A 24,358-nucleotide genomic window follows, 5' to 3' on the forward strand; every position below is an offset into this window, starting at 1 on the left:
TTAGGCCCTTTTGCAGACTGCATTCTTGCCGAAATCACTCTCTGACGATTGCATTGGTACTGATATATTACACGTGCTATTGATTGATTCCGCTGATACGATGAATGCCTGAATGAAAGAGCGGTTCAACGGGAAAATCTTAGCGACATAAACCTAACTCTTGGTCAATACGTGATTGGCAGGGGACGCGGGGTTAGAGAATGAAAAATTCGTTTTTGCCGCATTTTCCGATAGAAAATTATCAATTTAGGTGATTACCTGTATAGGTAATTTACTTGGAGAGGGAGGCTTATTAAAAAGTTAAGCGGGGCCAGACGTGGAGACGTCTGGGTAGAACGGTAAAAAACCGCTGATCCAATCGGGGAACAATATAAAATATGGATTACTTTCTCCAACAGCTAATAAATGGCGTAACGTTGGGATCGATTTACGGTCTCATCGCCATTGGTTATACGATGGTCTATGGCATCATCGGGATGATCAACTTCGCACATGGTGACATTTTCATGATCGGCTCGTTTATTGCGCTTATCATGATAGTGGCACTGGGAATTACAGCAGCGACGCCGCTGCTTCTTCTGATCGCAGCCCTTGTGCTGGTTTTGGTGATCGCAATGGCATTGACCGCCTTTTGGGGATGGACGGTCGAACGCATTGCTTATCGGCCACTTCGCGGATCATTCAGACTGGCGCCGCTGATCACCGCAATTGGTGCCTCAATTGCACTTCAGAACTTTGTCCAGATTTCGCAGGGAGCGCGCAACAAGCCGCTTCAGCCCCTTGTTCAGGGGGGCTTTCAGTTGACCGATGGGGGCGCTGACGGCTCCGGATTTGTTGTTCAGCTGTCTTACATGCAGATCTTGATCATTGTCTCCACCGTCGTGTTGATGCTTGGCTTCACCTTCTTGATCAATCACACCTCTTTAGGTCGGTCTCAGAGAGCTTGTGAGCAGGACCGAAAGATGGCTGCGCTTGTCGGCGTGAATGTGGACCGCACCATTTCCCTGACCTTTGTCATGGGAGCCGCGCTTGCTGCCGTCGCTGGCCTCATGTTCCTCATGTACTACGGCGTGGTGGACTTCTTCATTGGCTTTGTAGCTGGCGTCAAGGCCTTTACCGCAGCAGTGCTTGGCGGCATCGGCTCGTTGCCGGGTGCCATGCTTGGTGGTTTGCTGATTGGCCTGATTGAAACTTTTTGGTCTGGCTATTTCTCGGTCGAATACAAGGATGTTGCCGCCTTCTCAATCCTCGCGATTGTGCTGATCTTCATGCCTGAAGGTCTGCTCGGCAAGCCGGAAGTGGAGAAGGTCTGATCATGCAAGCTGTTAAAAAACCAAGTCTGCTTGAAAGCAGTCTGAAGGATGCAGCCGGGGGGGCGCTCGTCACCCTCGCACTCGCTGCGGTGATGATCGGCATGAAGGTAGACGTGGCCTCTGGCCGCGGAGCCGAACTGTTTATCGAATACCGATGGTTCGCCGTCGCGATGGCTGTGGTCGTGGTGTTTGCGGGCCGCCTTGTTATGAACCTTTTCTTTTGGCGAACCGACAATTCTGTGGCAGCGGCCGTTTCCGGCCTCATGCCGAAGTCAAAAGCTGGTTCCGGCCTGGGCGCGGCCTTGAAACCCTTGCTGCTGATTGTTGCAATTGCGCTGCCGTTTGCACTGATGTTTTGGCTGGGTGCACGGGGCTCGCGCCAATATATCGACCTTGCCATTCTGGTCACCACCTATGTGATGCTCGGCTGGGGCTTGAACATCGTGGTGGGTTTGGCCGGTCTTCTCGACCTTGGCTACGTGGCCTTTTATGCGGTAGGGGCATACTCCTACGCGTTGTTGGCTCAGTACTTTGGCTTCTCGTTTTGGATTTGCTTGCCTTTGGCGGGTATTCTGGCCGCATTCTGGGGCATCATTCTTGGCTTCCCGGTTCTGCGGCTTCGCGGGGACTACTTGGCTATCGTGACGCTGGCATTCGGTGAGATCATCCGAGTTGTCTTGCTGAACTGGTACGAGTTTACCGGTGGTCCCGATGGGATTTCCGGGATCCCGCGTCCAACCTTCTTCGGTTTGGAGTTCACGCGCGGAGAGGGCGGGTTTGCCGACTTCTTCGGGCTCGACTATTCCTCAATTCACCGCATCATCTTCCTGTACTACCTCATCCTGATCATGGCGCTGATGACGAACTTCGTGACAATGCGCTTGCGCCGGATGCCAATTGGTCGGGCCTGGGAGGCGCTGCGTGAAGATGAGATTGCATGCCGGTCGTTGGGCATCAACACAACCAACACCAAGCTCACGGCATTCGCGCTGGGAGCCATGTTCGGTGGGTTTGCTGGCTCCTTTTTCGCAACCCGTCAGGGCTTCATCTCGCCAGAAAGCTTCACGTTCATCGAGTCCGCTGTGATCTTGGCGATCGTGGTGCTCGGCGGGCTTGGCTCTCAGATCGGTGTTGTGATCGCGTCCATCTTCATGATCGGCGGCTTTGAATTCTTCCGTGAATTCGAAGAATACCGTATGCTGGTCTTCGGTCTTTTGATGGTGGTCATCATGGTATGGAAACCGAGAGGTCTAGTTTCAACCCGTGCGCCGTCTGTGTCCTTGTCCAAGAGCGCTAAGGGCATCTCTGCCGATTTGGTACAGGAGGGCCACGGATGACACAGTGGAACGACAACCCGGTATTGACCGTAGAGCATCTGACCATGCGGTTTGGCGGTCTGACGGCGATTGATAACCTTTCGTTCAATGTTGGTCGCGGTGATATCACGGCGCTAATCGGCCCGAACGGTGCTGGTAAAACGACGGTGTTCAACTGCACCACCGGCTTTTACAAGCCAACGGAAGGGCGCCTTGTGATGCGCCGAACCAATGGCGAGAAGTACCTTCTCGAGCGCATGCCCGACTTCAAGATTTCCGCGCATGCAAAGGTCGCTCGTACCTTCCAGAACATCCGCCTGTTTGGTGGCATGACCATTTTGGAAAACCTGATGGTGGCTCAGCATAACCCGCTGATGGTGGCTTCGAACTGGACCATTGGTGGTTTGTTGGGGCTGGGCGGATATCGCCATGCCAATGTGGACGCCATTGAAAAGGCGAAGTACTGGCTGGACAAGACCGGTCTGATTGACCGGGCAGACCTACCAGCTGCTGAACTGCCTTACGGGGACCAGCGTCGCCTCGAGATCGCACGTGCCATGTGCACAGGTCCCGAGCTTCTTTGTCTCGACGAGCCTGCTGCGGGTTTGAACCCAAAGGAGAGCTTGGAACTCAACGAACTGCTCATGTACATCCGCAAGGAGCATGACACCTCCGTTCTCTTGATCGAGCACGACATGTCCGTGGTGATGGAGATTTCCGACCACGTGGTGGTCCTCGACTACGGGGTGAAAATCTCCGATGGAACGCCCGAGGAGGTGAAGAACGATCCGCATGTGATCGCCGCTTACCTGGGTGTGGATGATGATGAAGTGGATCAGATTGAGGAGGAAGTGGGACTATGAGTGCAACTGAGCCACTTCTGAAAGTCCGCGGCGTTGAGACCTATTACGGCAAGATTATTGCCCTGAAGGGCGTCGATCTTGATGTGTTCGAGGGCGAGATTGTTACCCTGATCGGTGCTAACGGTGCGGGTAAGTCCACGTTGATGATGACCGTCTGTGGCACGCCTCAGGCGCGCAACGGCTCCATCGTTTATGCGGGCGAGGATATCACCCTGAAGCCAACCTATGAGATCATGCGAACCGGAATTGCGCAATCGCCTGAAGGGCGTCGCATATTCCCGCGCATGTCGGTTCTTGAGAACCTGATGATGGGCGGCATGGTTGCCGGGAACGATCACTTCGAGGACGATTTGAAGAAGGCGTTCGATCTGTTTCCGCGCCTGCGTGAGCGTAAAAATCAGCGCGGCGGCACACTGTCGGGCGGGGAGCAGCAGATGCTGGCAATTGCTCGGGCGCTGATGAGCCGTCCGCGGCTCTTGCTTCTTGATGAACCGTCTCTTGGTCTTGCACCTATTATTGTGAAGCAGATTTTCGAGGCCATCAACGAGCTGAACAAGAATGACGGTCTTACCGTGTTTTTGGTGGAGCAGAATGCGTATCACGCATTGAAGCTTGCGCACCGCGGTTACGTCATGGTGAACGGTGTCATCACCATGACCGGAACCGGTAAGGAACTCCTGTCTCGAGAGGAGGTCAAGGCGGCCTATCTCGAAGGCGGCAGGCACTGAGCGAGGAGCAGATCATGGGTATTCTCTACGGCAGTTCCTTGCCTGTCTTTATCATCTTCGTTTGCGGCATTGGAGGCCTCGCAGCATATGCGACGGGCCGAGCAATTGCAGTGACATGGCGGCCTTTGTGGCTGCTGTTCTGGTTCCTGTTCTTGTTGACCCTTGCGGTTAGGTTCCTGTCTTTCGCACTGTTTGAAGAGCCGCTGCTTTCACTGCAGTATCTCATCGTTGATTATCTGGTGCTGACAGGTATTGCGCTGCTCGGGTGGCGCAAGACGCGGACCACGCAAATGGTGACCCAGTATCGTTGGCTTTATACTCGTACGAGCCCTTTCAGCTGGACGCTGAAAGAGGGCAAAGACGATGCCTATTGAAATTAGTATTAACTCATAGTTTTGGGTTGCAAAAGTTTCTGGGGGTTGTTCAACTACCCCTAGAAAGATCTTCGGATTCTGCGGTGTGGAGAGACGCTGCTTATTCAAAGATTTGAGGAAGATGGAAACATTCACCTCTTCACATGCCTTTAGGGGCTGACAAAGTGAGATTTAAATCACCTTAAGATCAGGGGAGTAACAATGAAAAACTCTATTTTGGCGAGTGTTGCAGGTATTACGGCAATTGCCCTATCCAGCACAGCAATGGCAGACATCGTCATCGGTACTGCAGGCCCAATGACTGGCCAGTACGCCTCCTTTGGCGCGCAGATGAAGGCAGGTGCTGAACAGGCTGTAGCCGACATCAACGCTGCTGGCGGTGTGAACGGCGAAATGCTAGTTCTGGAAGTTGGCGATGATGCCTGTGACCCGAAGCAGGCCGTTGCCGTTGCCAACCAGATGGTTGGTAAAGGTGCCGTGTTCATGGCTGGTCACTTCTGCTCCGGTTCTTCTATCCCGGCCTCTCAAGTATATGCTGAAGAGGGCATCATCCAGATTACACCAGCTTCCACGAACCCCAAGTTCACGGATGAACGTCCAGGTCCAGGTGTCTACCGCGTATGTGGCCGTGATGACCAACAGGGTCAGGTTGCCGGTAACACACTTGCGACCGAGTTTGGCGACAAGAACATTGCCATCATTCATGACAAGACTGCATATGGTAAGGGTCTTGCTGATGCGACCAAGGCTGTGATGAACGCCGCTGGCAAAGATGAAGCTGTCTACGAAGCTTACACCGCCGGTGAAAAGGACTACACCGCGCTGGTTTCCAAGCTTAAATCGGAAAACATCGACGTGCTTTACGTTGGTGGTTACCACACTGAAGCTGGTCTCATGAAGCGTCAGATGGCTGATCAGGGCATGAACACCATCCTGATCTCCGGTGACGCACTTGTGACCGACGAATACTGGTCCATCACAGGTCCTGCAGGTGAAGGTACGCTGATGACCTTCTCTCCAGACCCACGCAAGAACGCAGAAGCTGCACCTGTCGTTGAGGCGCTCGAAGCTGCTGGCAAGACTGCAGAAGGCTATGCACTTTATACCTACGCAGCAATTCAAGCGTGGGCTGATGCTGTAGAAGCTGCAGGTTCCACCGACTATGACGCTGTTGTAGAAGCACTGGATTCCGGTGAGTTCGAAACAGTGCTTGGCAACCTCTCCTTTGACGAAAAGGGTGATGTAACACTGCCAGGTTACGTATGGTACGAGTGGAAAGACGGTAACTACGACTATCGCTAAGCGTTAGAACTCGGCATTCGTGCCGATTGGTTCAGGTAGAGGCCCTGCGGGAAACTGCGGGGCCTTTTCGTTTGGCTTTGAGAGTTCATAAAGGCTAAGCGCGATTTTCTGGATGGGAGCAAGGGCGTGTCATTTTGGTGTTTACGATTTTTCCGATAAGTTACTGGGAAAATTGGAGGACGACCTTGCGCCAATTCCTAGCGATTTCAATGATCGGATGCATTTTTACCGGTGCCGCTGTGGCCAGCAGCAATTTGAACACTCCCACCCCGGAAGACAGAAACATCATGCAGGCGTGCCTTGCTGAAGCAGGAACTTCCTTTGCGGCGTCCGTCGGCTGTATCGGCCGAGTGTTCACCGTCTGTCAGGAAAGCCCAGAACTGCAAACGTCCCTTGGCATGCGTGTTTGCGCCTCGCGCGAAACAGAGCTTTGGGATGAGAAACTCAATGCGGCCTATCAACAGGTGATGGAGTCCAAGCCCGAACCAGTGCAAGAGCAACTGCGTGCCGCACAACGCCTTTGGATCAAATTTCGCGACGCAGACTGCGAAGTGCCCATGAAGATTTATGAGGGTGGTTCATTGGGGCCGGTCGTGGCAGTACAATGCGGACTGCAAGCCACAGCGCTGCGTGCGCTGCAAATGGAAGACTATGCGAGGTTTCCGTGATCAAACCCATTGGCGCGGCGTTGATGCTGCTGGTTTCCGCTGCCCCCTCCAAGGCGCTGGAGCTGCCGTTTTGTTCCCCTGACGATGATTTGGTACCCATACCACGCTGGGAGGTTGATGTTGACACACAGTTTTTGCTTTCCAAGGTGCCGCCCCTCCAGGAAGGGCTGATTATCCACCTGTTGCTTTCCATGAAGGAACAGGATGAGGCCGCCTGTGAAAAGCTGACTGGTGCCAAGCACTTCGTGTTCGACTATGCAAAGGAGGACCCTCAAGGCGAGGAGCTTGTGATCACGGTATCTGAAGACCCGGCTTTTGATGCCCGTGGATGCATTTGGGACGGGCTTTATGCCTTTGGCGAGATTTCCGAGCCTGAGGAAGATGGATCCTCCATCTACCGTGTTTCGTTACACCGGCAGCCGGACTGGACCATTTTGGATAGCGGTCGCTTTTGCAAAATGGTGCAGGAGGGTTAGGCCGAGCGCTCAAGCCAAAGGCGCGGATCAGACTGCTTGGCAAACCCGGTTGAACCATCAAGTGCTTTGCAAAGATCGGACACAGCGTCCAGCGAATGAACCGCCCTGAAGTCATCTACGTGCGGCAGTAAAGCTCTTATGCCGCGCGCTTTGGCTTCAAATCCCTCAAAGCGAAGCAAAGGATTAAGCCAGACAACACGGCGGCATGAACGGTGCAGCCGATCCATTTCCGTTGAGAGTTGGCCATCCTCCTGCCGCTCCAAACCGTCAGAAATGAATAGGACAATCGGGCCGCCGGAAAGGACACGTCTGGACCATTTGCGATTGAACTCATGGAGCGACTGGGCAATGCGGGTGCCGCCGGACCAGTCCTCAACGCCAGAGGTGCAGGCCATCAAGGCCTCATCTGGATCTTTCATTTCCAGTGCCCGGGTGATGTTTGTCAGCCTTGTACCAAACAAGAAGGTATGTACTCGTCTCTTTTCAGTCAGTGCGTGCAGAAAGTGGAGCAGAAGGCGCGTGTATTGGCTCATGGACCCGGAGATGTCGCAGAGCGCAACGATTGGTGGATGAACTTGCGCCCTGCGGCGGTGCCTTAGTTCAATGATGTCGCCTCCTGAACGGAGTGAAGCCCGCAGGGACCGTCGCGGATCAACGCGCCCGCGACTTGCTGCTACCAGCCGCCTTGTTGGCACCTTGTCCAAAGGCAGCGTCATCATGCGCAGCGCATGTCTGGCCTTAGCAATCTCTTCTGCAGTCATCTGCGCAAAGTCTTTCTTCTGCAAGACCTCGCGCTCTGAGACGGTGAAGCGGGCGTCCACCTCAAGTTGGGGAGCGGCTTGTGTTGCTGTGCGCTGTTTGTTGGCTTCAAAGGCCTGTGACAGGCGAGTTTGCCCCGCCTTTGGAGGCTCGGGTTCGCGGGGCCCGCTTGGCGCAACGGGCGAGAGGATCGCCAACATCTTTTCGACCAATCCGTGGGTCTTCCAGTAGATGCGAAACGCTTCATCAAAGAGAGGCTTGTGTTCACGCTTGCGCACGAAGACGGCATGGAAGGTCCAGTAGAGATCATCTCGGCTGCTCAGGCCCGAGATTTCAACGGCTTCCACGGCATCGACCACGCTTGCCGGGCCGATGGGCATCCCAGCCTTGCGCAGGATTCGCGCAAAGTGGACGAGGTTTTCGGTGATCTTGCCGCGCTTGTCTGACGGGGAGGCTGCTTCGTGTTCTGTCATGGCTCATTTTTCAGGCCCGGCTGGCCATAAAGGTCTCTTCGCAGCTCCTCGACAATTTCATGTGCTTTTGAGCCCTTTATGCGGTCAATGTCCTCCTGATACTTGAGCAGTGTACCGAGGGTGTCTGTTACCATTTCTGGATCTAGTGCGACCTCATTGAGTTCCGTCAATGCAGTGGCCCAGTCCAGTGTTTCTGCAACTCCGGGCTGCTTGAAAAGATCTTCCTTGGCACGCAGGCGCTGCACGAAAGCAACCACCTCTCTGGCGAGGCGCTCGGAGGCGCCGGGCACCTTCCGGTTTACAATTTCAAGCTCCCGTTCCCCATCTGGATAGTCAAGCCAATGGTAGAGACAGCGCCGCTTCAGGGCGTCGTGAATCTCGCGGGTTCGGTTGGTTGTAATGATCGTGATCGGTGGTTCATCTGCCTTGATGGTTCCAAGTTCTGGGATCGTGACCTGATTGTCTGCCAGCACTTCAAGCAGAAAGGCTTCAAATGCTTCATCAGAGCGGTCCAACTCGTCGATGAGGAAAATCGGAGCGCCTTCCGGCGTCTTTTCGAGAGCCTGCAAAACCGGCCGTTTGATCAGGAAGCGCGGGGAGAAGACACTTTGCGACAGAGCCGCGCGGGAAACGTTGCCTTCGGCTTCCGCAAGGCGGATCTCGACCATTTGAGCTGCATAGTTCCATTCGTAAACGGCAGTGGAGACGTCCAGCCCCTCATAGCATTGCAGCCGAATGAGGGGGCGGTTCAAAGCCGCAGAAAGCACCTTGGCAATCTCTGTCTTTCCGACGCCTGCTTCGCCTTCTAGAAACAAGGGGCGACCCATACGCAAAGACAGATGCAGCACTGTTGCCAGCGCTCGATCCGACACATATCCGCCGTGCTGCAGCAGGCGCTCGGTCTCCTCAATTGAGTTGGGTAGTTGGCTCTTCCCCATGAGTTCGTCCCCCCATATGCGCGGTGATTCAACCGCTTGTTTCCAAGTATCATAGGGGGATCTGCGTATTTTTCTAGCAGGTACGCGCTGTGGCCCCTGCCAAACGGCGGTGATACAAAGGAGTAGGTGCGCCCCTCTCTTTTCCCAATTCAAGGACGCTGATAGATCCTGTAACAATGAACAGTATTGATTTCAAAATGAGTTGCTTTTCATGAATGAATTTTGCCCGCCAACTCAACCAAATGGCGCAAACCAAACGTTCAAGGTTGAGTTTGATGAAGACCATCCGGTAGTTCCTTCGTTGCTGAAGTGGACGGGTCTTACGCTCTTGACGCTTGGTATCTACCGGTTTTGGGCAATAACAAAGCTGCGTCGTTTCTTGTGGTCGAACACTCAATTTTTAGGTGACCGGTTGAGGTATCATGGGACAGTCAAGGAGCTGTTCATTGGCTTTCTTCTCGCCCTTGCCATCTTGCTGCCAGCCTATCTGGCCGCTACTTTTTTACCCCTCTTTGGGCAGTTCGTTGGGTCTATTGGCAGCTTCGGCTTTTTCTCAGTGATCCTGATCTTGATGCCTTATGTGAGTTTCAGGCGACAACGCTACCTACTCACCAGAACAAGCTGGCGAGGTCTGCGGTTTGGGATGGAGAGCAAAGCGCGGGGGTATGTCTGGCGCTGGCTACTGTGGTCATTTGGATCGATCGTCACCTTGGGGATATTGACCCCATGGCGGCTGGCTGCACTGGACCGGTATCGATACGAGGCATGCGCATTTGGCGATGTTAGATGCATTTACGTTGCGCGGGCAACGGACTATTGGTCTGCTTTGCGTCTTCCACTGCTCGTTACCGGAGGATTGGTTGTTCTTGCCGTATTCCTCTCGGTTGCGATGGTCGGTGTGACTCTGGTTCCGCTCGCCTTGATGGCCGTTTTGTTCGGTTGTTTCTTTCTGTTTTACCCGTGGGTGCAGGCCTTGTTGTTTCGCTTGCGGATGAGCTCCATGTACTTCGGTGCCATCAAACTCAAATCTGACTTCTCAACGCGGCACCAATATGCGGCGACCTTCGGCGCGCTATTGACGGTTGCGGTTGGTATGGGGTGTGTCATGGCAATCGTGAATACCTATGGAACGCCAATGCCATCTCCTGAGCAGGTCGAGGAGACAGGCGGTCTTCTTTCCCTATTTATGCTGAGCTTGCAGAACGTTCTGCCCATTGTTGTTGTTTTCTACGCGGTGGGTATGTTTGCGGACATGTACTTCATGCAGGTCTACTTGCTGGGCAAGAGGTTCAATAGCATTCATGTGAGCGACGTTGATTTTCTTGTCAATGTGCGCTCGGTCCAGAGACAAGAGGGCGTCGCTGGGGTTGGTCTTGCAGATGCGCTTGATAGTGGGTTTGATGCGATATGAGTGGCCATTTCATAGGTGAAGCCTTTTACTATGACGGCGAGAGCCCGGTGCGGCGGGATGTTCTGCTTTATCAGCTTGGTCAACTGCTTCTGGTTACGGATCGCGCAACACACTCCGAACTGTTTCGCGCCACCTCAGATTGTTTTCAGCTGAAAAATGATGGTCATGGCGGTGTTCATGTTTCTTTTTCAGAGCACCTGAAAAGGGGCGAGATCTCTGTTGTTGCAGAAAGTACCCGCCAGAGCTTGGAGAGGGGGTTTGGCAAACAAGTCCAGTCGTTGGAGGGGAATACAAACTGGAGCTACGTCGGATTGGGCTTTGGTGCAGTCGCATTTACTGCCGCTGTCCTCATTTTCGTGCTGCCGCTGCTGGCAGGAAAACTTGTGGGAATGCTGCCGTTGTGGGTGGAAGAGGAGGTGGCTCAACACGTTGAGGAGACCTTCAAAGGCACGAGCGTTCACTGCACGTCTCCGCTTGGAGATGCTGGCTTGAACCGATTGGTGGCGCGTTTGTCACATGACGAGGACCTGCCTTTTCCTCTCAAAGTGCAGGTGCTGAAAAGCCCGATTGCCAATGCCTATGCGCTTCCCGGAGGACGCATTTTCATCCTCTCCGGTATCTTCGAAGAGGTGAAAAATCCAGAGGCCCTTGCTGGTGTCCTTGCCCATGAAATGGGGCACATCAAGAACCGCGATTCTATGAAGTCCATCGTGAATGCAGCTGGCGTTGGTATTGTTGTCTCCGTTTTCCTCGGAGACCTCACAGGAGGTAGCCTGGCGGCTGTTGTGAGTCAGAACTTGCTGAACCAGAAGTATTCTCGCGATATTGAGCGTGAGGCCGATCAGTACGCCATCAACCTCTTGAACAGGAAGAAAATTCCGGCTGATGGATTGTTGGCGTTCCTAAGTTCCATGGAGGAGGATACCGAATTTGAGTTGCTCTCCTCGCATCCAGTAACGCAGGAGCGATTGGCCCTTTTGCAAGATCAAGGAATTATTGGCACCAAGAGCAACCGACGGTTGATTGCGCGGGCTCAGTGGGGAGCGCTTCGTACGATCTGTGATTAGCGCCGGAACACAAGATCAAGGCCGTTTCCGTGGCGCAGGATCTTTTGGGCCTGTTCGGTAAACGCGTCCCCTGTTTCGTCATGCAGGGTGAAGCCCGGAAGCAGTTGAAGCGGCGCTTTGCTTTGGCTGACGGCTCTGACAATGACGCGGGTTGCCGCAGAGGTTGCGGTGGGGCGTATGGGGACGATATCTACCGCGCCAAACCGGCCTTGCATCGCGTCCAGGAGTTCTTGCAGGCCATCTGCCCGAAAGATCACGGAGAGTGTCCCGCCTTTTTTCAGCAAATCGCTCGCGGTGCGCAGCCAAGGTTCAACACCACGCTCATCCAGTGCATGTGCGGCGGCCCGTTCCTTCTGTGGTGTTACGCGAAAACGGCTGCTGTCATAGTAGGGCGGATTCATGATGACATGATCGGCTTGCGATGGATGCAGACCGGTTGCATGGCGGATGCTTCCCTTGGCGGTGAGGTCTGCTTCCACGATTGTAACGCGTTCGGCGAAGCGTTGGTTCTCGGGAAGCGCCAGACCGCGGCGGGCAAGGCTTGCCGCCACCGCATCTACTTCAACACCAGTGACTGTGATCTTTGGCAGGCGCCATGCGGCACAAAAGGCGGCAGAGCCGACACCTGTTCCCAGATCCATCACATGCCCCGTGGTGGCATCAGGCAGACTGGCAGCGAGATAGACTGCATCCAGCCCGGCGCGATGGCGCCCCTTGGCGGGTTGCTCAATCATGACGCGGCCATCAAGGAACTTGTCGAGTGTTGTCTGTGGCAGCTCAACCAAGTTGGTGTCTATTGGGAGTGTGTCGGGCGTTTCTGCCATTTTCTTTGTGTCAGCGCTTCAGCTCATATTCGAGGCCGGCCTCCACGAGAAGCTGTCTGGCGCGGTCAATCTCGTCGGCATGTACCAGAATTCGGCGTGGGAGAAAACCCAGAGAGCCATCCAAAATGCTCATGTTGGTGTCTGCGACGAAGAAGATGATGCCTGCTTCGCCGAGCAGTGCTTCGACAAAAGAAATCGTCACGGCGTTGTTCGTGCGCAGCAGTTCTTCCATCAATTCCCTCCCTGATCTGATCATTAGGCACGTTATTGTGTTCAGATCGACCTGAAAATGCGTTTTAGCCAAGGAACATCTGCGATCAATTTGCGTTCCGATCTTGCCCTAGTGGCTTTCGGGACCTATTGTCCCGGAAAAGTCAATGGAGAGGGCAACACGTGGGCGTCGTTCAGTTGCAAAAAGACCTTAAACAACCAGCCAGTATTCAGAGTCTGGTTGATCTCGTCTCGGATGACATGGGGCGCGTTAACGAGCTGATCCTTTCTAAAGCCGGCTCTAATGTGGAACTTATTCCGGAGATCTCAAGACACTTGATCGATTCCGGTGGCAAGCGTCTGCGCCCGATGCTGACGCTCGCGTTCGCGAAGATGTTTGGCTACGAAGGCGACGGTCATGTCATTCTAGCTGCCGCCGTCGAGTTCATGCACACAGCCACACTGCTTCATGACGATGTGGTGGATGAGAGTGACATGCGCCGTGGCAAGCTCGCAGCTCGCAAGCTCTGGGGGAATCAGGCAAGCGTTCTGGTGGGCGACTATCTTCTTGGCCAGGCTTTCAAGATGATGGTGGACGTGGGTTCTCTGGAAGCGCTGCGCATTCTGTCAGAAGCTTCTGCAATTATTGCGGAAGGTGAGGTGCTGCAACTGGGCGCGGCGCAGGACCTGAACACCGATGAACCGATGTACATGCAGGTGGTGGAAGCAAAGACCGCCGCACTGTTTGCTGCTGCATCCGAGGTGAGCCCGGAAATCGCCGATAAGGGTGCCGAGATTCGCGCGGCTGCGCGTAAGTTTGGTATGGACCTTGGCCTTGCTTTCCAGTTGGTGGATGATGCCCTTGATTATGGTGGGTCTGCCAAGGACCTTGGAAAAGACGTAGGTGATGACTTCCACGAAGGCAAAATCACCCTGCCAATCATTTATGCGGTTCAACGCGGCTCTGATGAGGACCGTGCCTTCTGGAAGCGGACACTCGAAGACGGCATTATTGAAGATGGCGACCTCGAGCATGCAATCCAGCTGCTCCGCACCACCGGGGCTTTGGAGGATACCATCAAGCGAGCGCGGGAGTTTGGCGCTTCTGCCATTGAAGCCTTGGCAACCTTGCCTGATGGCGCTGCAAAGGATGCGCTGGTTGAAAGCGTTGAGTTTTGCATCCAGCGCGTCAGTTAAACGCAAAAAAGGTTTGATTTAAAAATGGGGCCAACGGCCCCGTTTTTTGTTAGTACGCTGCGGATTGAACCCACCAATCGGGGCGGTTTTCCTTGATGCGCTTAGCCACGGCCTGTGCTTCGCCAAGTGTTGCGCAGAGCGCAAAGCAGGTTGGGCCGGAGCCTGACATGCGTGAGAGAAGCGTTTCAGTCTGTGCGTCCAGGAGCGACAGCACATCGCCGATTTGTGGCACCAAGGACGTTGCCGGTGCTTGAAGGTCATTTCGGCAGGCACGCAGCCAGCTGGCAAATTCCTGCGGGCCAGACCATTTATCCGGCAAGGTTTGCAATGGGCTGTTTTGTTTGTTCTCCAAGGCTTGGAAAACGGAGGGTGTTGACAGCTCGATACCCGGATTGACGAGCACCAGTGCACCTTTGGGAGCGGCGGAGAGCTTTTCGATCTGCTCGCCAATGCCGCGAACCCGGCTTGGATTTTCACCAAAGCACATCGGTACATCCGCACCAAGACGCAAGGCAAGCTTCTCAAGATTGTGGCTTGATGGATGAACGTCCCAAAGACGGCCCAAGGCGCGTAAGGTAGCTGCTGCATCTGCCGAACCGCCACCAATGCCAGCGGCAACAGGCAAGCGCTTTGTCAGTTGGATGTGTGCAGAACGGGCGCCCGGTACACTTTCTGACATCAGCCACGCAGCCTTCATAACAAGGTTTGTGGACCTGTCTGTGTTCAGAGGCTCGGCGTAGGGCCCCGAAATGCTCAGGGTCATGTCATCGGCGGGGCGCAGTGTTATCTCATCACCATACGCGGGAAAAACCACAAGGCTATCTAGCGTGTGGTAGCCATCCTCGCGCTGGCCTGTGACATGAAGAGCCAGATTGACCTTGGCCCGTGCGGTTTCCACCACCTCAGTGGTTTCAAAAGGTGCTACTAACTCGCTTGCAGCAAGTCTATCTGCCGTCATTGGCGTTTTGTCCAATATTGGTTGTTTCTTCCAAAGGCATGCCGTGCTTGATCTTGTTCAGGATCTCGCTGAGGTGATCGGGTTCTGGCTCCAAGTCTCGGGCGTGGTTCCATTTGAACCGGGCCTCCAGCTTACGGCCGACCTTCCAGTAGGCATCCCCCAGGTGGTCGTTGATGATTGGGTCTTGCGGTCGAAGAGATACCGCACGTTCAAGTTGAGAGACAGCTTCCTCGTAGCGGCCAAGCCGATAGTAGACCCAGCCCAGACTATCGACAATGTAGCCATCAGTCGGGCGCAGGCGTACTGCCGTCTTGATCATCTCAAGGGCTTCGTCGAGCTTCAAGCCCCGGTCCACGAGAGAGTAACCGAGATAGTTCAGCACCATCGGTTGATCCGGATAAAGCTCCAGCACCTCACGAAAGTCTGCTTCAGCTTCTTCCCACTTGTTTTGGCGTTCGCGGGTAATGCCGCGGAAGTAGAGCAGCGGCCAGTTCTGGCGTTCAACGGTCTCCAGTGTGTTGATGCCTGCGGAGTAGGCCACTTCAGCCTCTTCAAACAGAGAATGAGACCGCAAGACATTGCCAAGCGCAGTTACGGCCTCAAGGTCGGTTGGGTCTTCCTCAACCAGTGCCTGCAGATGCTCGCGGGCTTCTTCAAGGTTTTCAAGCGCGTTGTAGTGAAGTCCAATCTGGATCTCAGCCTCGCGCTTCATGGGAGAGGCGCTGTCCACTTCACCAAGATACTCGATGGCTCGGTGGTTGTTTCCCAACTGTTCGAACAGGGTGCCAAGTGCAATGGAGGCTGCATCCAGATCTGGGTTCAAAAGGCGTGAGGTCTGGAGATAGACGGCGGAAAGCTCTTCCCCATCGCGGCTGATGGCAGAGCCCAGACCATAAAGAGCCTCCGCAACACCTTGCGCGGGAGTGGTAGCCAGCGGCTCCAGCATGTCGCCATCGGTGATTGCCTTGCGCGTGTCGACAAGAAGCGGGTGGTTCGGCACCAACTGGTCGTAGGCGTCGAGCACCTCAAGCGCATCTTTTTGGCGTCCATTGGCCGCCAGAGCGCGGGCATAGGCGTTGGAGATGCGCAGAGCCCCAGGGTCGGCCCCATAGGCCTCCTCGTAAAACTTCAGTGCCTCCGCTCCGTTTCCGGCGGATTCCATGATGAGGCCGGCATTGAAGCTGGTGAAAAGCTCGAACCAGTTTGGTCCTTCAACGGTTGTAAGAAACTCGATGCCTTTTTCAGGAGCCCCGCGGCCAGCCTCCGACCATGCGGACATGATTGCAAAAGTAAGCCGAGAGAGCGGATTGATATCGCCTCCGTTCAAGGCCTCAATCGCCGCATCAAAGTCGTCCTCAGCAATGGCCTTGGCGGACTTGTAGAAGTGCGCAAGGAAGTGATCCTCGTCGTTCTCAAGCAAGCGTTCGATGAGCGGGGCGGCCCTTTCGAAGTCGCCATCTGCCAGCGCCATCACAAAGGTGCGGTCTTGCAGGTAATAGTTGTCGGGATCCAGATGCAAAGCCTGCTCGAAATAGCGGGCGGCACTCTCAAGATCTTGCGCCTGCAAGGCGCTGCGGCCTGACAGGTAGCTGCCAGCCAGTGAGAAGTTTTGTGCAGATGGCGTTGTAATCTGCGCAGGGCTCAAATTGGCCGCGTGGGCCCACGTCAAGGTTGATACAGCGACCGTCGCTGCGAGAAGAGCTGCTTTCCTGCTTACCCGAATGAAGCGGGAAGGGCGGTCGTTGACGCAAAGTCTTGAATGGTCCATTGAATTCTCTCGTTGAGAGCCGCAGTCGACTCAATCCTCTATCGCATGGTCTGACCAAGAAGCATGGCGGTTTCAGGGCCACCATGATGAGTCAGAGGAGCTTGCCACATACTCTAACCTATTGAGTGGTCGAAAAAAGCTAAATATACCGTGAAGCAGCCATCCTCCGATTTTCTTGCCTCCTGTATCTTATAGTTTTTTTCAAGCGAGATAAGCATTACCCCTAAGGTCGCACCAAATGCATCTTGCTATACTCAGCTACTCTTTGCATTAAGATATTTCACTGCAGATAAAGGGGGGTGCTATGACCAAGTGGGTCTATGTTTTTGGTGAAGGCAGGACCGAGGGCGCCGCTGAAATGCGCAATCTTCTCGGTGGGAAGGGTGCCAACCTTGCTGAAATGTGCCGACTGGGGCTTCCTGTGCCTCCAGGGTTTACCGTAACCACAGAAGTCTGCACGCATTACTACCAGAACGAGCGCAGGTATCCTGAAGAGCTAAAAGAGCAGATCGCTCAGGCGCTGAAAGCTGTGGGAGAGCTGACAGGCAAGACATTCGGCGATACGAGCAACCCGTTGTTGTTGTCCGTTCGCTCTGGTGCGCGGGTCTCCATGCCAGGCATGATGGACACGGTTTTGAATCTCGGATTGAATGACGTTACCGTGCGTGCGCTGGCCGAACAGTCTGGCGACGAGCGGTTCGCTTATGACAGCTACCGCCGATTCATCCAGATGTACTCGGACGTCGTGCTCGGCGTTGATAATGATTACTTCGAAGAGATCATCGAAGATATCAAAGATGAAAAAGATTATACGCTCGATACGGACCTGACCGCAGAAGACTGGAAGGTTTGTGTTGACGCGTTCAAGGCCAAGGTGAAGGAAGAGCTGGGTCGCGATTTCCCAGATGACCCGCAAGAGCAGCTGTGGGGTGCTGTCAGCGCCGTCTTCCAATCATGGATGATCCCGCGTGCGCAAACTTACCGCAAGATCCACAGCATCCCTGAGGAGTGGGGGACTGCGGTCAACGTGCAGGCCATGGTCTACGGCAACATGGGAGAGGGCTCCGCGACAGGTGTGGCGTTTACCCGCAACCCGGCCACTGGTGAAAACGCGCTTTATGGCGAATTCCTCGTGAATGCGCAGGGCGAAGACGTTGTGGCTGGTATTCGGACGCCGCAGGACATTTCGGAAGCTGCGCGTATTGCATCTGGTTCTGAAAAGCCTTCCCTCGAAGCGATCATGCCTGAGGTGTTCCAGCAGTTTCAGGCGACTTGCAACAAGCTGGAAGTACACTACCGTGAAATGCAGGACCTTGAGTTTACTGTAGAGCGCGGCAAGCTCTGGATGCTGCAAACCCGCACAGGCAAACGGACGCTCAAGGCAGCGCTCAAAATCGCCGTTGAAATGGCGGATGAAGGCCTGATCAGCAAGGAAGAGGCAGTGCTTCGGATTGATCCGGGCTCACTTGATCAGCTTCTTCACCCAACGATTGACCCTGCTGCGGAACGGGATGAGCTGACCACAGGTCTGCCCGCCTCTCCGGGTGCGGCCAGCGGCGCGATTGTGTTCAATCCGGACGAGGCGGAAGCAGAAAAGGCGGATGGCAAGGCTGTCATTCTGGTTCGCACAGAAACCAGTCCGGAAGACATTCACGGTATGCATGCCTCAGAGGGTATTCTGACCTCTCGCGGCGGCATGACCAGTCACGCGGCTGTAGTGGCGCGCGGCATGGGCAAGCCTTGTGTGTCTGGGGCCGGCGGCATTCGTGTGGACATGCAGCGGCAGGTCATGCTGGTAGATGGCAGAACCTTCAAGAAGGGCGACATCATTACCATTGATGGCAGTTCGGGTCAGGTCCTTGCTGGTCGTGCAAAGATGCTTCAGCCAGAGCTTTCTGGCGACTTCCAGAAGCTCATGGAGTGGGCCGATGGTCTGCGTCGCATGCGCGTGCGCGCCAATGCCGAGACACCAACGGATGTAAAAACGGCATTGTCTTTTGGTGCCGAAGGGATTGGTCTGTGCCGAACCGAGCATATGTTCTTCGATGGAGATCGGATTCTCGCCGTTCGTGAGATGATCCTGTCTGACACCGAGGAAGAGCGCCGTGAGGCACTGGCCAAGCTTTTGCCCATGCAGCGGGATGACTTCACTCAGATTTTTGAGCTGATGGAAGACCGGCCGGTCACCATCCGCTTGCTGGATCCACCTCTTCATGAGTTCCTGCCAAAGACCGAGGATGAAATCGGTGAAGTGGCGCGGCAGATGAATGTAGATGCGGAAGATCTCAAGGAGCGGGCGCTTGAACTTGAAGAGTTCAACCCGATGCTCGGCAACCGTGGGTGCCGCCTTCTGATCTCATTCCCGGAAATTGCAGAGATGCAAGCTCGGGCGATCTTTGAAGCGGCTGCCGAAGTTTCCCGACGTCGCGGCGTCTCCGTGAAGCCGGAGGTGATGGTTCCACTGGTCGGCCTTCGCTCTGAACTTGATTTCGTGCGTGATCGCATTGAAGCGGTCGCAAAGGAAATCGAGACAGAGCAGTCCGTTAAACTGGACTACACCATTGGCACCATGATCGAACTGCCGCGTGCTGCGCTGCGGGCGGAAGAGATTGCCGGTTCTGCCGAGTTCTTCTCTTTCGGGACCAACGACCTCACGCAAACCACCTTCGGTATATCCCGAGATGATGCTGCATCATTTTTGGGGACCTACCAGGAGCGCAAGATCCTGGAGAAGGATCCGTTCGTCTCCCTTGATACCAACGGTGTGGGGGAACTGATTGAGATTGCGGCGGAACGCGGCCGCAAGCGGCGCGGCGATATCAAGCTTGGCATTTGTGGTGAGCATGGGGGCGATCCGGCTTCCATCGCTTTCTGCGAAACAATTGGCTTGAACTACGTCAGCTGTTCGCCGTTCCGTGTGCCGGTTGCACGCCTTGCTGCAGCGCAAGCCGCCTTGAAGGCCAAGGGCTAACCGATCCCTACTGTTCTGCGTAGAAACGAAAAAGGGCGGGTTCGACACCCGCCCTTTGCTTTTGGATTTTGTGAGTCTGGTTAGGTGGTCTCCTCAACCAACTCGATGTCATCAAGAGCGTTTTCCGCTTCCCCTTCACGCCAGAGGCGGAATTTTGTCAGCGGCATTGGACGGGCGAAGTAGAAACCTTGCAGGACCGGATTTCCGATCTCTGAAAGGAACTGGAACTGAGACTTGCGCTCGATGCCTTCAACGCAGATGTCCATCTTGATGGCTTCCGAAAGGTTGATAAGCGAGCGCATGATCTCCTGCGCGTCCACATCATGATCAAGATCCTCAACGAAGGAGCGGTCGATCTTGATCTTGTCGAAGTTGTAAAGGCGCAAATAGCTGAGGCTTGAGTACCCGGTGCCGAAGTCATCCAAAGCGACTTTGACACCAATGTTGTGAAGCTGCTTCAACGTCTCGCCGACGTTTTCAGCTTCGCTCATCAGCACTTCTTCCGTTACCTCAAGTTCAATCCGGCCTGGCTCCAACTCGTATTTTTGCAGCAGGCGTTCCACAAGCGGTGGGAAGTCTGGGTGGCGCAGCTGGTTTGGAGAAACATTGACGCACATCTGAATGCCCGGCATGTGGGTGGCATCCTTCATGGCTGTTTCCAGAACCCACTCACCGATTTTGTTAATGAGCTGAGATTCTTCCGCCACATGCAGGAATGTTCCCGGCGCGATCTGTCCGCGGGTTGGATGGTTCCAGCGGATGAGGGCCTCTGCGGCTACTGCGCGCTCACCCTTTGCATCCATGATCGGCTGGTAGAAGTTTTCGAACTCATTGCGTTTCAGCGCGCGTTCAATCTCTTCCTCAATGGTGCGGCGCATCTGGATCCGCTCTTCCATGTGCTGTTGGAAGACGACGTGACGGGCACGGCCCATTTCCTTGGCCTGATAGAGGGCGATATCAGCACGGCGCAACAGCTCGTTCATCTCATGGCCGTACTCGGGGCTCACGACCACACCCAGGCTTGCTGTGGTGAGAATGCGGTTTTTCTCAACCATGTAGGGCTTGGTGACCGCTTGCTCGATTTCAAAACAAGCCTCTTCGATTTCCGTTAGGTCTGCGCGGTTTGGCAGCAGGATGAGGAACTCATCCCCGCTGATGCGTGCAAGCAAATCATTGGGTCGAAGGACTTCTTGAAGACGTTCTGCCACCTGACAGATCACCTCATCACCGACCAAGTGGCCAAGGCTATCGTTGATCTGCTTGAAGTGGTCAAGGTCCATGTAGACCACACCAGCGACCTTGTTGTTCATGCGGGTCTTGCGCAGCATCGGGGTGAGCGCTTCGCTGAAGTAGGTGCGGTTTGGCAAACCCGTGAGGGCGTCATGGAGGGATGCAAAGCGGGCGCGGCCCTCGTTTTGAACGAGACGATCGGCCAAGCGCACGGATGAATACAACAGACCCAGCGCGACCACCAAAATGACGAGGGTGACGGCCAACATGTACGGCATCAACTCGTCGTAGAGAGCTTTCGATGCTGCTGAAGTGGTCCAGCTCAGGTAGGCCACCACATCTCCACGCACGTTTTCCAGCGGCACGGAAACGCTGTCCGGGTCTGCATCGTTCGGGGAGGACGTGAGGTAGATGTCCCGCATGCCGGTGATGGATTCGAAATTGTCCATGAGGTCGGCGTCGAGCTGGCGGATCCAGATAAGGTAGCCGGCATGGCGAAGGGCTTGCTGCCCCTCGCTGCCCGGGTGAGCAATCGCCGCAACTGTGGCAAGGCCAATGCCGCCATCAAAACGAATGATGTCGCGCATGCTCAAATCAATAGGCATTGCGCTGCGCAGAGGGGCTGGCAGGCTGCTCTGATCCACGTGTGTTCTGAGGTTGCGCTCCAGCATGTCGATGGTCGGCGCAATTTGTTCTTTCAGCGCGCCATCATAAATTCGGTTATGCCACGGAAGGTCCTGACGGTAGGCATATGCAGGCTGTTTCTCTGCATCCAGAATGAGAAATACATCCCTGTCGCCGCGGTTGTTTTTGGTGGGCGTGAGGTCCTGATCCAGAAACAGGTTGCGCTCACCCGACTTCACCGTGTTGTAAGCCTTTTCCGAAAGAGCGATGCGTTCCACCTCGTAAGCAAGGCTGTCGCGGTATACCTGAAGGTTACTGGAGATCAGTCGCTGTTCTTTTTCAGATTCATAGATGATCGCTTTTTCCGTGGTGTATTGGAAAGCTGTGTAGCCTGAAATAAGAGCGGCACAGATTACCAGAAGCAAGCCGAAGGCAATCAATCGCGCCAGTTTGTTGCGCTTGGGAAATTTGGACTCGGGAAGATGCACCAACTCGGCCCCATTGCCCCAATTCTTTGGCTTGTCAGAGACTTCGGACATGCTCAACACACTCCTTGCGTGGCATATGCAGGGATTTTTAGGATATTTTGGCTTGGATTATTCACGAGAAGTCTTGAGCGAGCCTGTAGTGCTGCCCGTTTTTGACGCGTTTGTTTTTCGGCTTAGAGCAGGTTCAGCCCACGAAAACTTGCATGTCCGTGTTGAGCGATGATGATGTGATCATGCAGCACAATATTGAGTGGTTTGAGCGCGTCATTGATGCGTGCGGTCATTTCAATGTCAGCGCGGGAAGGGGTAGGGTCGCCGGAGGGGTGATTGTGTACCAATATCAAAGCGCTGGCCCCATGCTCCAGTGCTCGTTTGATCACCTCGCGAGGATAAACCGGGGCATGGTCAACGGTGCCGCGTTGCTGGATCTCATCGGCAATCAGTTGGTTCTTCTTGTCAAGAAACAGGATACGGAACTCCTCGGTCTGGCTGTGTGCCATCGCGGCATGAATGTAGTTCATGACCGCAGACCAAGATGACAAGGGTGTTTGCGGGTCCACCTGATCTTTTGCAAACAGCACGGCGGCGGCCTGCAGCTCCTTGATGAACCGCGCGGTTTTCTCGCCGCAACCCTGGACTTCCATCAAGCGTTCGCGTGGTGCGGCCAGAACTTTGGCAAAGGAACCAAACCGTTCGATCAGCGCTTTGGCGAGCGGTTTGGTGTCGCCCTGCTTGATGCAGGAAAACAGGAGCATTTCAAGAAGTTCGTAGGATTGGAGTGCCTCCGCGCCTGCCTCATCAAAGCGTTGGCGCAGGCGTTCACGGTGGCCATGATAATGCTTCGGCTCTTTGCTCTTGGCGGTCTTACCTGCCTTAGAGCCGCGGTCACGCGGGGAGAGTGGGCTTTCCGATAGGCCAAAGAGGTCTTCCGACAACTCACTCTCCTTCTCATGGTTTGCCCGAGCCTTATTGGGTCTCCGGGTGCAGCGGGTTGAACAGCCCCTTTGGCGATGTGGTGAAAATATCGCAGCCATCGGGCGTGATCCCGATGGAGTGCTCGAACTGAGCCGTCAGGGATTTGTCACGGGTCACGGCGGTCCAACCGTCTTTCAGCACCTTCACGTGCGGTTTGCCCAGGTTCACCATTGGTTCGATGGTGAAGATCATACCCGGCTTAAGCTCAATGCCTTCGCCCGGTTGGCCGTAGTGCAGAATGTTCGGCATGTCGTGGAACAGCTTGCCGACGCCATGGCCGCAGAAGTCTCGAACCACGGAGCAGCGCTCTGCTTCAACGTAGGACTGAATGGCATAACCAATGTCACCGGTCGTGTTGCCCGGCTTGGCTGCCTCTATGCCGCGCATGAGTGACTCGTGCGTCACTTCAATAAGGCGCTCCGAGGCCCGTTTCAGCTTGCCAACACCATACATTCGGGAGGAGTCCCCGTGCCAGCCATCCAGTACGAAGGTGACGTCGATGTTGACGATGTCACCTTCTTTCAGTGGCTTTGGGCCCGGAATGCCATGACACACCACATGATTGATGGATGTGCAGCAAGACTTCATGAAGCCGCGGTAGTGAAGCGTCGCAGGAACTGCGCCATGCTTCTTGCCAAACTCATAGACGTAATCATCAATTTCCTGAGTGGTGACGCCCGGCTTTACCAAATCAGTCACACCATCAAGGCACGCAGCTGTGACTTGAGACGCGCGTCGCATGCCTTCAAAGTCGTCGGGGCCATAGAGGCGGATCTGACCCGTGTTCTTCAAGGGCGCGGTGGCGGCATCAATATAAGAGACCATGTATTCCAATTTCCTTTGTCGGGCCGCGCCACCAGATCTTGAAGCTTGAGCGGAGACTTCGATGCATCACTGTAGTCAGCGGCGACAACGCGATACAAGCCCCGGTTCTCCGTAGAAGAGCTCCCCGACAACTGATGGGTACTCGGCGATGCGGCTTATCTTTCCCATTCTATATAGCGCGGCTTGCTTCAGTTTTCTGCGAAAAATGAGGGGAACCTGTGCTTTTGTGGAGGAATGATTGGATGCGGGGATAGCATGCCCGCGCGCGTCTGTGAAGATCAGGTTCCCTTGAGGCTCTTGGCGCCTTGCGTGTACGTGCGCGGCCTTTGTTGAGCTTGCGCATTGGAAAAAGCATAGCGCCTCTTGCACTTCCAATGCCGCACAGCTATCCAGAGGATAACAAGCGGTCGTGGTGGAATTGGTATACACAGCAGACTTAAAATCTGCCGCCGTTAGGCTTGCGGGTTCGAGTCCCGCCGTCCGCACCAAATCCTTCCTTGAAATGTGATATTTTTCCTGTGCGTGAAGTGATCTTTTGCGCCAGTTCAATTTTTACATGCCGTTCCTCGGGTAAGTTGCTGGCAAAGACCATTGAGGAAC

At 54.7% G+C, this 24,358-nt stretch carries 21 protein-coding genes and 1 tRNA gene; 13 read left to right on the forward strand and 9 right to left on the reverse strand.

Translation table 11 applies throughout. The annotated features are described in order from the left end of the window. Positions 1-377 precede the first annotated feature (377 nt). The 8 genes from PUV47_RS11240 (at position 378) to PUV47_RS11275 (ending at position 7,040) form a co-directional block, all read left to right on the forward strand. Positions 378-1,313, forward strand: a complete 936-nt coding sequence (locus PUV47_RS11240; protein WP_274218657.1) for an ABC transporter permease subunit — start codon at positions 378-380, stop codon at positions 1,311-1,313. A gap of 2 nt (positions 1,314-1,315) precedes the next feature. Continuing rightward, positions 1,316-2,650 (forward strand): high-affinity branched-chain amino acid ABC transporter permease LivM, encoded by a 1,335-nt coding sequence (livM, locus tag PUV47_RS11245; RefSeq protein ID WP_274218658.1) that lies wholly within the window; start codon positions 1,316-1,318, stop codon positions 2,648-2,650. After that, positions 2,647-3,492: an ABC transporter ATP-binding protein gene (locus PUV47_RS11250; protein WP_274218659.1), complete on the forward strand. Its 846-nt coding sequence runs from the start codon at positions 2,647-2,649 to the stop codon at positions 3,490-3,492. The genes livM and PUV47_RS11250 overlap by 4 nt, the downstream gene beginning before the upstream one ends. Further along, positions 3,489-4,220, forward strand: coding sequence for an ABC transporter ATP-binding protein (locus PUV47_RS11255; RefSeq protein ID WP_274218660.1), 732 nt, complete (start codon positions 3,489-3,491; stop codon positions 4,218-4,220). Before PUV47_RS11250 ends, PUV47_RS11255 begins: the two co-directional genes overlap by 4 nt. 14 nt (positions 4,221-4,234) lie before the next feature. Beyond that, a complete protein-coding gene (locus tag PUV47_RS11260) occupies positions 4,235-4,594 on the forward strand; it encodes a DUF6867 family protein (protein WP_274218661.1) in 360 nt (119 codons plus the stop codon). A gap of 201 nt (positions 4,595-4,795) precedes the next feature. Then, positions 4,796-5,896, forward strand: coding sequence for a branched-chain amino acid ABC transporter substrate-binding protein (locus tag PUV47_RS11265; RefSeq protein ID WP_274218662.1), 1,101 nt, complete (start codon positions 4,796-4,798; stop codon positions 5,894-5,896). A gap of 209 nt (positions 5,897-6,105) precedes the next feature. Continuing rightward, a complete protein-coding gene (locus PUV47_RS11270) occupies positions 6,106-6,564 on the forward strand; it encodes a lysozyme inhibitor LprI family protein (protein ID WP_274218663.1) in 459 nt (152 codons plus the stop codon). After that, positions 6,561-7,040: a hypothetical protein gene (locus PUV47_RS11275; protein WP_274218664.1), complete on the forward strand. Its 480-nt coding sequence runs from the start codon at positions 6,561-6,563 to the stop codon at positions 7,038-7,040. Before PUV47_RS11270 ends, PUV47_RS11275 begins: the two co-directional genes overlap by 4 nt. Here the strand turns inward: PUV47_RS11275 and PUV47_RS11280 are convergent. Both PUV47_RS11280 and PUV47_RS11285 read right to left on the reverse strand, forming a co-directional pair. After that, positions 7,037-8,272 carry a vWA domain-containing protein gene (locus PUV47_RS11280; protein WP_274218665.1) on the reverse strand — a complete coding sequence of 412 codons (1,236 nt, stop codon included), beginning with the start codon at positions 8,270-8,272 and terminating at the stop codon, positions 7,037-7,039. The genes PUV47_RS11275 and PUV47_RS11280 overlap by 4 nt on opposite strands. Further along, positions 8,269-9,210, reverse strand: coding sequence for an AAA family ATPase (locus PUV47_RS11285; RefSeq protein ID WP_274218666.1), 942 nt, complete (start codon positions 9,208-9,210; stop codon positions 8,269-8,271). Before PUV47_RS11285 ends, PUV47_RS11280 begins: the two co-directional genes overlap by 4 nt. Before the next feature lie 211 nt (positions 9,211-9,421). Between PUV47_RS11285 and PUV47_RS11290 the strand changes: the two genes are divergently transcribed. Further along, on the forward strand, positions 9,422-10,621 hold the full coding sequence (locus PUV47_RS11290) for a DUF898 family protein (RefSeq protein ID WP_274218667.1): 1,200 nt from the start codon (positions 9,422-9,424) through the stop codon (positions 10,619-10,621). Continuing rightward, entirely contained in the window at positions 10,618-11,688 is a 1,071-nt protein-coding gene (locus PUV47_RS11295; protein ID WP_274218668.1) for a M48 family metallopeptidase, read from the forward strand. Before PUV47_RS11290 ends, PUV47_RS11295 begins: the two co-directional genes overlap by 4 nt. Here the strand turns inward: PUV47_RS11295 and PUV47_RS11300 are convergent. Both PUV47_RS11300 and PUV47_RS11305 read right to left on the reverse strand, forming a co-directional pair. After that, positions 11,685-12,512: a tRNA1(Val) (adenine(37)-N6)-methyltransferase gene (locus PUV47_RS11300; RefSeq protein ID WP_274218669.1), complete on the reverse strand. Its 828-nt coding sequence runs from the start codon at positions 12,510-12,512 to the stop codon at positions 11,685-11,687. The two genes, PUV47_RS11295 and PUV47_RS11300, sit on opposite strands and share 4 nt — an antisense overlap. 10 nt (positions 12,513-12,522) lie before the next feature. After that, complete coding sequence (locus tag PUV47_RS11305; RefSeq protein ID WP_274218670.1) at positions 12,523-12,744, reverse strand: DUF2007 domain-containing protein; 222 nt, start codon at positions 12,742-12,744, stop codon at positions 12,523-12,525. 161 nt (positions 12,745-12,905) lie between these two features. Between PUV47_RS11305 and PUV47_RS11310 the strand changes: the two genes are divergently transcribed. Next, positions 12,906-13,919: a polyprenyl synthetase family protein gene (locus PUV47_RS11310; RefSeq protein WP_425313757.1), complete on the forward strand. Its 1,014-nt coding sequence runs from the start codon at positions 12,906-12,908 to the stop codon at positions 13,917-13,919. A gap of 49 nt (positions 13,920-13,968) precedes the next feature. On the opposite strand, the gene PUV47_RS11315 is transcribed toward PUV47_RS11310, so the two are convergent. Both PUV47_RS11315 and PUV47_RS11320 read right to left on the reverse strand, forming a co-directional pair. Beyond that, on the reverse strand, positions 13,969-14,877 hold the full coding sequence (locus tag PUV47_RS11315) for a 4-(cytidine 5'-diphospho)-2-C-methyl-D-erythritol kinase (protein WP_274218671.1): 909 nt from the start codon (positions 14,875-14,877) through the stop codon (positions 13,969-13,971). After that, on the reverse strand, positions 14,864-16,645 hold the full coding sequence (locus PUV47_RS11320; RefSeq protein ID WP_274218672.1) for a tetratricopeptide repeat protein: 1,782 nt from the start codon (positions 16,643-16,645) through the stop codon (positions 14,864-14,866). The genes PUV47_RS11315 and PUV47_RS11320 overlap by 14 nt, the downstream gene beginning before the upstream one ends. 304 nt (positions 16,646-16,949) lie before the next feature. Between PUV47_RS11320 and ppdK the strand changes: the two genes are divergently transcribed. Then, on the forward strand, positions 16,950-19,616 hold the full coding sequence (gene ppdK / locus PUV47_RS11325) for a pyruvate, phosphate dikinase (protein WP_274218673.1): 2,667 nt from the start codon (positions 16,950-16,952) through the stop codon (positions 19,614-19,616). 80 nt (positions 19,617-19,696) lie between these two features. On the opposite strand, the gene PUV47_RS11330 is transcribed toward ppdK, so the two are convergent. The 3 genes from PUV47_RS11330 to map all read right to left on the reverse strand — a co-directional run bounded on the left by PUV47_RS11330 (position 19,697) and on the right by map (position 23,758). Then, the gene (locus tag PUV47_RS11330) at positions 19,697-22,009 is read right to left on the reverse strand and encodes a putative bifunctional diguanylate cyclase/phosphodiesterase (protein ID WP_274218674.1); all 2,313 of its coding nucleotides are present in this window, start codon (positions 22,007-22,009) and stop codon (positions 19,697-19,699) included. 122 nt (positions 22,010-22,131) lie between these two features. Next, entirely contained in the window at positions 22,132-22,893 is a 762-nt protein-coding gene (gene radC / locus PUV47_RS11335) for a RadC family protein (protein WP_274218675.1), read from the reverse strand. A 31-nt stretch (positions 22,894-22,924) separates the two neighbouring features. Then, positions 22,925-23,758 carry a type I methionyl aminopeptidase gene (map, locus tag PUV47_RS11340; protein WP_274218676.1) on the reverse strand — a complete coding sequence of 278 codons (834 nt, stop codon included), beginning with the start codon at positions 23,756-23,758 and terminating at the stop codon, positions 22,925-22,927. A 403-nt stretch (positions 23,759-24,161) separates the two neighbouring features. Here map and PUV47_RS11345 point away from each other — a divergent pair. Next, positions 24,162-24,246, forward strand: a tRNA-Leu gene (locus PUV47_RS11345). The last annotated feature ends 112 nt before the right edge of the window (positions 24,247-24,358 follow it).

This window comes from Pseudovibrio exalbescens (genome assembly GCF_028737195.1).
Lineage (GTDB): Bacteria > Pseudomonadota > Alphaproteobacteria > Rhizobiales > Stappiaceae > Pseudovibrio > Pseudovibrio zosterae.

What these genes read in the sequence shown, in the direction of transcription:
- PUV47_RS11260 (WP_274218661.1), top strand. Translation starts at nt 4,235, where the DNA reads ATGGGTATTCTCTACGGCAGTTCCTTGCCTGTCTTTATCATCTTCGTT.
- PUV47_RS11255 (WP_274218660.1), top strand. Translation starts at nt 3,489, where the DNA reads ATGAGTGCAACTGAGCCACTTCTGAAAGTCCGCGGCGTTGAGACCTAT.
- PUV47_RS11315 (WP_274218671.1), bottom strand. Translation starts at nt 14,877, where the DNA reads ATGACGGCAGATAGACTTGCTGCAAGCGAGTTAGTAGCACCTTTTGAA.
- PUV47_RS11240 (WP_274218657.1), top strand. Translation starts at nt 378, where the DNA reads ATGGATTACTTTCTCCAACAGCTAATAAATGGCGTAACGTTGGGATCG.
- ppdK (WP_274218673.1), top strand. Translation starts at nt 16,950, where the DNA reads ATGACCAAGTGGGTCTATGTTTTTGGTGAAGGCAGGACCGAGGGCGCC.
- PUV47_RS11295 (WP_274218668.1), top strand. Translation starts at nt 10,618, where the DNA reads ATGAGTGGCCATTTCATAGGTGAAGCCTTTTACTATGACGGCGAGAGC.
- PUV47_RS11290 (WP_274218667.1), top strand. Translation starts at nt 9,422, where the DNA reads ATGAATGAATTTTGCCCGCCAACTCAACCAAATGGCGCAAACCAAACG.
- PUV47_RS11300 (WP_274218669.1), bottom strand. Translation starts at nt 12,512, where the DNA reads ATGGCAGAAACGCCCGACACACTCCCAATAGACACCAACTTGGTTGAG.
- PUV47_RS11270 (WP_274218663.1), top strand. Translation starts at nt 6,106, where the DNA reads ATGATCGGATGCATTTTTACCGGTGCCGCTGTGGCCAGCAGCAATTTG.
- PUV47_RS11305 (WP_274218670.1), bottom strand. Translation starts at nt 12,744, where the DNA reads ATGGAAGAACTGCTGCGCACGAACAACGCCGTGACGATTTCTTTTGTC.
- map (WP_274218676.1), bottom strand. Translation starts at nt 23,758, where the DNA reads ATGGTCTCTTATATTGATGCCGCCACCGCGCCCTTGAAGAACACGGGT.
- PUV47_RS11280 (WP_274218665.1), bottom strand. Translation starts at nt 8,272, where the DNA reads ATGACAGAACACGAAGCAGCCTCCCCGTCAGACAAGCGCGGCAAGATC.
- livM (WP_274218658.1), top strand. Translation starts at nt 1,316, where the DNA reads ATGCAAGCTGTTAAAAAACCAAGTCTGCTTGAAAGCAGTCTGAAGGAT.
- PUV47_RS11320 (WP_274218672.1), bottom strand. Translation starts at nt 16,645, where the DNA reads ATGGACCATTCAAGACTTTGCGTCAACGACCGCCCTTCCCGCTTCATT.
- PUV47_RS11285 (WP_274218666.1), bottom strand. Translation starts at nt 9,210, where the DNA reads ATGGGGAAGAGCCAACTACCCAACTCAATTGAGGAGACCGAGCGCCTG.
- PUV47_RS11265 (WP_274218662.1), top strand. Translation starts at nt 4,796, where the DNA reads ATGAAAAACTCTATTTTGGCGAGTGTTGCAGGTATTACGGCAATTGCC.
- PUV47_RS11330 (WP_274218674.1), bottom strand. Translation starts at nt 22,009, where the DNA reads ATGTCCGAAGTCTCTGACAAGCCAAAGAATTGGGGCAATGGGGCCGAG.
- PUV47_RS11250 (WP_274218659.1), top strand. Translation starts at nt 2,647, where the DNA reads ATGACACAGTGGAACGACAACCCGGTATTGACCGTAGAGCATCTGACC.